This window comes from Corynebacterium sp. MSK122, from assembly GCF_030229435.2.
Classification (GTDB): Bacteria; Actinomycetota; Actinomycetes; order Mycobacteriales; family Mycobacteriaceae; genus Corynebacterium; species Corynebacterium marquesiae.
Map to the genome: position 1 here is coordinate 1 of NZ_JASPHV020000060.1, position 947 is coordinate 947.

Here is a 947-nt window from a genome sequence, read left to right on the forward strand (position 1 = left end):
ACACACGCCGACGGCACTCCTGGTGCAATCTTTCAGCTCCTGACGTCTTTGAAGCCGAGAATTCAGCTACACTGACCCAAGCAGCATAGCTAACCCCCGACGTGTCTACTTTCCGGGGGTCAGGCCCAGGCGGCGTAGTTTGCCACCCCATCGCAGGGTTGTCTTGCCGTTGGTGCCTACTTTGTCGGTGCGTAGGCGGTAGTCGTGGTCTGGTTTGATGTCTGCTGGGACAGCTTTGGGCAGTGCTGTGTAGGCTTCTGCGGGGGTGGTTCTGTTTAGGGCTCTATGGGGACGTTTGTGGTTGTAGTATTCGATAATTTCTTTTAGCTGCGCGTTGAGTTCATCGAGGCTTTGAGCTGGTGTTTTGTTTGCTAGGGCAAGTTTGAGGGTGTAGTGGAAGCGTTCAACTTTTCCTTGTGTCTGGGGGTGGTAGGGTTTGCCGTTTTTCTGCTTGATTCCTAGGTCTATGAGCAGTTGCTCGAATCCGTTTCGGGCGGGGGTTGTCCGGTCTGTGCTGGTTGTGAATGCTCGGCCGTTGTCGGTGAGGGTGGACTGGGGGTAGCCGTGTGTCTGGCCTGCATTAATGAAGCTTTCCATGACGTTTGCCACGGTAGCGTTGTTGTAGGCGCAGCAGGAGATGATGAACCGGGAATGGTCGTCCAAGATGGTCAGGATAGCTACTCGCTTGTGGCCTGCGATGGTCCAGTCACTGTAGTCCATTTGCCATGTTTCGTTGGGCTGATCTGCTTGAAATCGTATCCATGAGCTGCGGGGACGCTTTTGTGGTTGGGCGATGACGTGGCCATTATTTGCTAGCACTTGAAGCGTCCTGGGTTTAGTTCCGCTTCTTTTACGGCCCTGTGTTGATGGGCTGGGTGAGATAGTACTCGGTTTCTACTTCCTGTGGGGTGGCGTAGTCCAATGCTTCGTGAAGTCGCTTAGTGTTC

Annotated in this window: 1 pseudogene; it reads right to left on the reverse strand. The window is 54.0% G+C overall.

Features of this window, described 5'->3' with window-relative positions:
* Nucleotides 1-126: 126 nt before the first annotated feature.
* Nucleotides 127-822, reverse strand: a pseudogene (locus tag QP934_RS11435) (integrase core domain-containing protein); the annotation flags it as partial.
* Between the last annotated feature and the right edge of the window lie 125 nt (nt 823-947).